Source organism: Thermodesulfovibrionales bacterium, from assembly GCA_035622735.1.
GTDB lineage: Bacteria > Nitrospirota > Thermodesulfovibrionia > Thermodesulfovibrionales > UBA9159 > DASPUT01.
Genome location: DASPUT010000158.1, coordinates 1 through 6968 on the forward strand (window position 1 = coordinate 1; position 6968 = coordinate 6968).

General features: G+C 53.5%; 7 protein-coding genes and 1 other RNA gene. 7 read left to right on the forward strand and 1 reads right to left on the reverse strand.

Going from position 1 to position 6968, the window contains the following annotated elements:
- Positions 1-564 (forward strand): hypothetical protein (locus tag VEI96_08385; GenBank protein ID HXX58001.1); only part of this gene is annotated, 564 nt, incomplete at its 5' end.
- A 228-nt stretch (positions 565-792) separates the two neighbouring features.
- Here VEI96_08385 and VEI96_08390 read toward each other — a convergent pair.
- On the reverse strand, positions 793-1044 hold the full coding sequence (locus VEI96_08390) for a hypothetical protein (protein HXX58002.1): 252 nt from the start codon (positions 1042-1044) through the stop codon (positions 793-795).
- Between the two features lie 682 nt (positions 1045-1726).
- On the opposite strand from VEI96_08390, the gene ffs reads away from it, so the two are divergent.
- The 6 genes from ffs to VEI96_08420 all read left to right on the forward strand — a co-directional run bounded on the left by ffs (position 1727) and on the right by VEI96_08420 (position 6780).
- An RNA gene (gene ffs / locus VEI96_08395) (signal recognition particle sRNA small type) lies at positions 1727-1824 on the forward strand.
- A gap of 63 nt (positions 1825-1887) precedes the next feature.
- Positions 1888-3699 (forward strand): DNA polymerase III subunit gamma/tau, encoded by a 1812-nt coding sequence (dnaX, locus tag VEI96_08400; protein ID HXX58003.1) that lies wholly within the window; start codon positions 1888-1890, stop codon positions 3697-3699.
- Positions 3692-4030, forward strand: coding sequence for a YbaB/EbfC family nucleoid-associated protein (locus VEI96_08405; GenBank protein HXX58004.1), 339 nt, complete (start codon positions 3692-3694; stop codon positions 4028-4030). The genes dnaX and VEI96_08405 overlap by 8 nt, the downstream gene beginning before the upstream one ends.
- A complete protein-coding gene (gene recR, locus VEI96_08410; GenBank protein ID HXX58005.1) occupies positions 4027-4620 on the forward strand; it encodes a recombination mediator RecR in 594 nt (197 codons plus the stop codon). Before VEI96_08405 ends, recR begins: the two co-directional genes overlap by 4 nt.
- Positions 4621-4629: 9 nt before the next feature.
- Positions 4630-5727: a redox-regulated ATPase YchF gene (gene ychF / locus VEI96_08415; GenBank protein HXX58006.1), complete on the forward strand. Its 1098-nt coding sequence runs from the start codon at positions 4630-4632 to the stop codon at positions 5725-5727.
- A 129-nt stretch (positions 5728-5856) separates the two neighbouring features.
- Positions 5857-6780 carry a TRC40/GET3/ArsA family transport-energizing ATPase gene (locus tag VEI96_08420; GenBank protein HXX58007.1) on the forward strand — a complete coding sequence of 308 codons (924 nt, stop codon included), beginning with the start codon at positions 5857-5859 and terminating at the stop codon, positions 6778-6780.
- Positions 6781-6968: the final 188 nt, after the last annotated feature.

Consider the following 6968-nt stretch of genomic DNA (forward strand, 5'->3'; position numbering starts at 1 on the left):
AGTTTTGGGATGATGAACGGCATGGCCGGTGCACCGGTTGTCAGCGATGACGGAACTGCATTCCTCGTCACTTATGATAGAACGGTAACACCGGGAACTATCCCGACCAGCGCTTCTTTTCAGTCAACGATTGTTGCCGTCAAACTGACGGGTGAGATAGTATCTCTACCCTTGAGCGGCATCGTATCGCGACCCGTCGTTGTCGGGAATGTCCTGGCTGCGACCTCATCGCTTCCTGACTTTAAGGATTTCATGATGTTGGGTAACCTCGGCAGCAATCCGAGCAGCGACCAGTCAGCACTCTATATTCTCACAATTCCTTTCACCGCTTCGACAAAGCCGACTGCGGTTTCTCTCGATGGCGATTTTGCATCTGTGCCGGTAATTGCGGGTAATCACGTCTATGTGGTTACAACAGATTTCGGAAATGGCATGATGACGGGCAGTACGCCATTCAGCTCAACGTTCGGAAATTTCAATTTCAATAGCAGCGGCATTTCCAAGTCATACCTCTATATCATCAATCTCGACGGATCTCTCGTCTCAAAGACAGCACTACAGTAACCTTTTTGCGAGAAGCCCCGTCTCATTCAGAGATGGGGCCTTTCGCTGCAGTTCTTTTTAGCGGAAATTGTTAGCCCGCGAGCAAGCTCTTTCTTGAGAGTCGTCAATGTACCTGTGTTGGGGGTTCTGCGTTCATGGGGTGAATGCCGAGATCACTTGATCTTGAATAGCATCGCGATGCGGGTAGTCTCTGTGGCCATCGCCTCATGTAATGCATGCCTCATCAGACTATTGGGAACCGCCCTTGGTTGGAGCGAAAACCTCCGGAAGAAAGGAATAGGAGTAGGGCGGATAATAGACGTAAGGGTAATAATAGGTATCCGGATAGTTAGAGACCGGCATGTAGAACGTACTGTAGGGGTAAGAGGCGTAATAATCCCCGTAAGGCATGTAGTAATAGTCGGTATACGGGGCATACGGCACAGTGCTGCAGGCTGCAATCAAGATGGGTATCATAAGAGCGAGCAATGTCGTTTTCATCTCGTCAGTCCTTCTTCCATAAGAATTACGGGTATAATTTCTATGCCCTCCTAATTTAATTTGAGCACCTTTTTGCGGCCTTGTCAACCGGAAATGAGTTTTGGTTGAGAGGGTGATTGAAGACTCGCGCTTCGGATATAATAGAGATACTTACGAAAGAGCGTTCTGAAAATGGAGGTGAACCATGAAAATTGTCGTGGGGATAATCGTATTATCTGTCCTCCTTCTGCTCTGCGGCAAACCACTATTTGCTACGGAGTGTTCTTCGGACATCGATTGCAAGATGTACGAAAACGAGAGATGCATAGTACCCGACTATGCTAAACGCGGCACTTGCATCAAGTCCACATTCACACCCCACCGGGAAGAGACTCATCCTGCATCCGACCCCGCCTCTTCAACGCGCGGACGGTTTTGTATGACCGACCGGGATTGTGACCAGGGACAGTCCTGCGTGAAAAAAGAAAATGCGATGTCCGGTACCTGTCGCTAGAGGCGATTCTTCCTGAACGCTCATTTTTGACAAGGGCCGGGCAATGGGAAATCCCTTCTGACATCAATACCCCTCCCGGCGCTAAATTCCTCCGCGAGCGGTCAGGCAACACCGGTATTAAATCCTGGGATGTCTATGCTAAAATAAACAGCGTCAACTCTTTCAACTTTGCTGTTTTCCTGCAGCCAGGGAATGGCCCTGCGCAGCAGAAAGGTGTAAACCCCGCCAGGTCCGGAAGGAAGCAACGGTAAGCATTTCTTCTGTGTGCCGCAGCAAGCTGTTCTCTGGTTGCAGGAAGACGGTAAGGATTTTGCTCTTCGCATTTGCTGATTTACGATGACGTGGAGAATATGAGTTATCTGGTACTTGCGAGAAAATGGCGGCCCCAGGGTTTTGAAGACCTTATCGGTCAGGAACCTATCAGCCGCATCCTGAGCAATGCCCTGTCGCAGGGTAAGTTGGCGCACGCCTATCTCTTCTCGGGACCGAGGGGCGTCGGGAAGACCTCCACCGCAAGGATACTCGCAAAGGCGCTGAACTGTGAGAAAGGTCCGACCCCTCTCCCGTGCGGTGTCTGTACATTCTGCAGGGGTATAGCCGAGGGTTCGTCCGTCGATGTGATGGAGATAGACGGTGCTTCGAACAACAGCGTGAATGATATCCGCGATCTCCGCGAACGGGTCAAATATGCCCCGGCAGGCGGAAGGTATAAGGTCTATATCATCGATGAGGCCCATATGCTCTCCGATTCGGCCTTCAATGCGCTCCTGAAAACCCTGGAAGAACCACCGTCCCATGTCGTCTTTGTCCTCGCGACAACGGCCTCCAGAAAGATACCGGCTACGGTCCTTTCGAGATGCCAGCATCTTCCGTTCAGGAGGGTTCCGACGCAAAAGATCAAGGAACGGCTCCGGCTCATCTCCGACGCGGAAGCGATACGGATATCAGACGGAGCGATAGACTTGGTAGCGAGGGCAGCGGAAGGGAGCATGCGCGACTCCCTGACGATCCTCGACCAGGTCTCGGCGTTTTCCTCCGACATAGAGGAGTCGGGGATACAGGACCTGCTCGGAATAGCCGATTTCAAGGCCTTGGCGGATCTCTCGGCAGCTACCATAAGGGGAGAGCGGAAGAGGATACTCGAGATTATCAACAGCCTCGCCGATACGGGCGCTGACTTCAAATCTTTCACAAAGGATCTCATGAATTTTTTCAGAGACCTCCTCGTTGCAAAGGTCGTTGAGAAGCCGGAGGAAATACTCGACATGAGTGACGCGGAATTTACCGCCGTCAGGGACATCTTGAAGATCGCCTCGGAAGACCATCTGACGCTGCTGCTTTCCGAGATGATAAAGGCCGAGGCCGATGTGCGACTGGCATTTTCACCCCGCGTCACGCTCGAAATGTCGCTCATCAGGGCGAGTTTCCTGTCCAGCCTGAGGCCTGTGAAAGAGGCGATCGAGACTATAGAGTCTTTTCTTACGGGACAGAGCGGACCTGCACATCCGGGAGAGGAACCCACCGGTCGGCCGGTAAGGAAGAGACAGAAAGAGGTCACGGGCGAGCGTGTCACGGGTCCGGCCGAACCGGAACAGACGAGAGGAACGGAGACGTCCTCCGGAAAATCTCTGACCGCGGACTCCCCGGATGCCGCACCTTCAGTGAGCACCATTGAGGGAGATTCCATTACAGCCCCGGACATGCCCCCTCCGGGAAGAGGGGAAGATCAGGGCGAAGTGTCCGGATCTTCCGTGGAAGAAGAAGAGGCGCTTCCTCAGCAACAGGTGAGGGAGGATGACTTTCCGGCTGCGCTCATGGAGAGAATAGAGGCGGTTAATCACCCCCTTGCGTGCAAGCTTTCTCAGGCTGATATGAGAGTCGAGGGCGAGATTCTCTCCATAACGTTCAACGGCGGAATCGCGATACATGCTGATTCGATCAAGAAGAACCAACGTCCCATAGAGGAGATAGCCTCGGCTATCGCAGGCAAGAAGATACGAATCGTGATCGAGACGGTGAAGAAGAAGGTACCGAGGAAAAAGGACCTCAGGGAAAAGATACTCTCGGAACCGATCGTGAAGGAAGCGATAAATCTGTTTGACGGAAGGATAGTCGATGTTACGCTGAGAGAAAAACCAGGAGAGGGAGGAAGAGATGTCTAAGAAGATGCTCGGGGATATTATGCGCGAGGCCCAGAAGCTTCAGGCCGAGATGCAGCGATTGCAGGAAGAGGCGAAGAAGAAGACCGTTGAGGCTACTGCAGGCGGAGGAATGGTGACGGTCACGGCAAACGGCGCGGGCGAGTTGGTATCCATAAAGATCGAGAAGGACGTCGTGAATCCCGATGATGTGGAGATGCTCCAGGACCTCATTCTCGCCGCCGTCAACGAGGCTTCGAGAAGGGCTCAGCAGATGGTCAACGAAGAGATGGGCAAACTCACCGGGGGTATGCAGCTTCCCGGCCTTGGCGGTCTCGGAAACATGTTCAGATGACGCAGGGCATCATCGAGCGCCTCATAACCGAACTCACGCGTCTTCCCGGCATAGGGCGGAAGACCGCGCAGAGGCTCGCGTTCTTTATTCTCACCATGCCCGACGAAGAGGCAAAGGGGATTGCGGAAGCGATACGCGAAGTGAAGGAGAAGGCGCGCTTCTGCGGACGCTGCTTCAACATCACCGACAGCGACCTCTGCGAGATATGCCGGGATGAACGGAGGGATCGTACGAAGATATGCGTGGTGGAGGAGCCGAGCAATATACTCGTTGTTGAACGGTCAAGGATGTATAACGGCCTCTATCACGTTCTACTCGGTGCGCTCTCCCCTGTCGACGGCATCACGCCGGAAAAACTGAGGATCGGTGAACTGACGGCGAGGGTCGCAGCGGACTCCATTGACGAGGTGATCATCGCCACGAACCCCAATACGAAGGGGGAGGTAACGGCGCGGTACATACGAGAACACCTCGGAGCCTATCCTGTCAGGGTTACCCGGATCGCATACGGTCTGCCCATGGGCAGTGATATCGAATTTGCCGATGAAGTCACCCTCGGCAAGGCGCTCGAGGGAAGAAGGGCGATGTAGGAGAAGCGATTGAGATTAGCGATTATCGGCCTCTCCAATTCGGGTAAGACATCAGTCTTCAACGCATTGACCGGCCAGAACATCGAGACGACCATCTATCCCACCGTAACCGGGGAGCCGAACTTCGGAGTCGTGAAGGTGCCCGACTCGAGGGTCAAGAGGCTCACGGAGATCTACCGGCCGAAAAAGACTACCTATGCTACCGTCGAGTACATAGATTATATCGGTCTCACAAAGGGCGATGTCGTGCAGAACAGGAAGGTCTTCGACCTCATCAAGGATGCAGACGCCATTGTTCATGTCGTGAGGGATTTCCGTGACGAGTCGGTATCCCACCCCATGAATGAAATCAATCCGCTCCGCGATATCGAGACGCTCGAACTCGAGCTCATCTTCGGAGACCTTGAGTTTGTCGAGAAGAGACTCGAAAGGATGGAAGACGGCGCGAGAAGGGGAAAGAAGCCCAATGAAGCGGAAAAGAAGTTCCTCCTGAAGTGCAAGGAGATCCTCGAAGGGGAACGCCCCCTGAGAAGCGTGCCCTTCGATGAAGAAGAACAGAAGATCATGAAACCCCTCCAATTCATATCGACGAAGCCCGAGGTCGTCGTCCTGAACGTGGGTGAAGGGGAACTGAATACGGACATCGCCGCGGGTCTCCAGAGGGAGGCGGAGCAGTACTTTAGCGGCAAAGGCGTAGCGACAACCTCACGAGTCGTGACGCTCTGCGGGAAGATCGAGATGGAGATCGCACAGCTTTCTGCCGATGAGGCGAAGGCCTTCCTGGACGACCTGGGAATAAAGGAACCGGCCCTCAATGCCCTGATCCATATGAGCTACGATCTTCTCGGACTCATTTCATTCCTCACATACGGGGAAGACGAAGTCAGGGCATGGACGATAGTCCGTGGAGCGAACGCCCAAAAGGCCGCGGGGAAGATACACTCCGACATCGAGCGGGGCTTCATCAGGGCCGAGATTGTCGGCTATGATGACTTCATCGATTCGGGGAGCATGGCCGCCGTGAGAGAAAAAGGCCTTCTACGGCTCGAGGGCAAGACGTATGAAGTCAAGGACGGGGATATGATCAATTTCAGGTTCAATGTGTAAGGCGGGTGCCCCCGGAGAAGGCGTTCGAGCGATTCGTCTCTTCCCCGTATTCCGTCGAACTCGGCTTCATGAAAGGTGGGCCGCTCTCCGATCGTCTCGCAAACTGAAATCTCATCAGGGAAAGCAATCTTGATTGACAGACCTATGATCATGTTCGGAGGAAAGGGCGGTGTGGGGAAGACCACCTGCTCTGCTGCTGTCGCATTGCGGCTCGCATCATCCGGACAGAAGACGCTCATCATAACATCCGATGCAACCCCATCTCTTTCGGACGTCTATGAAGAGGAGATAGGGGATTCGATCAGAGAGATAGAAAAGGGTCTCGACGCGATCGAAATCAGTGATCATGCCGTCCTCGACAGGTGGAAGAGAAGATTCGGCCCCGATTTTCACGAGATCGTCTCCCGCCTCATAGATGTCGATGCGCTTGATAATGAGTCGCGCCACGAGCTGCTCGACTATATCGGCTCTGCGCCCTCCCTTAGGGAGGAGACGATGCTCGACCTCATTGTCGATCTGGCCGAGACCGGGCGCTACGATCGAATCATGTGGGATACGGCACCTGCCGGGGAGACGTTGAATCTTCTCAATATGCCCGCGAACTTGCGGAAGCACCTCCGCTCGGGCTCGAGGTTTTTCGAGGGGCTCGACAGGATCGGGAGGAAGATCGCGGGTAAGAGGTCTGTGGCTCAGATCATGGACGAATGGATCGCCGCATCGGAGCGGATATCCCGGTATATCCATACGAGAGCAGCCTTCGTTCTCGTCGCGAACCCGGAGGCCCTCGTGGTCAGGCAGGTCAGGAGGGTAATGGAAACCCTCGGGGGATACCACATCGTTCTCCATGGCATGATCATCAATAGAGTCATAATGCAGCCCGATTCCGCATCCTTCAGGACCCTTCGGAAAATTCAGGAGGGATATCTCACCGAACTTATCGGACTGGCACAGGGTCTGCCTGTCGCAACGCTTCCCTTTTCGGACACGGAGATTCGGGGGAAGAAGGCCCTTGAGGAAGCGGGAAAAGAACTGCTCATCTCACTCAAACTGTAAGGCCTCTCGAACTCTTCTACCTTCATACATTAATTTCATCAAATAAGAGTGACAAATAGATATTTTTTGATTATACTGTTGACTTATGCGTCTATGAGTATTTCTCATGGGCTTAAAATAAAATCTTAGGAGTGTAATGTCCTTATGTCCCGGCCAGACCTGATTCTCCTTCATCCGCCCACCGTCTT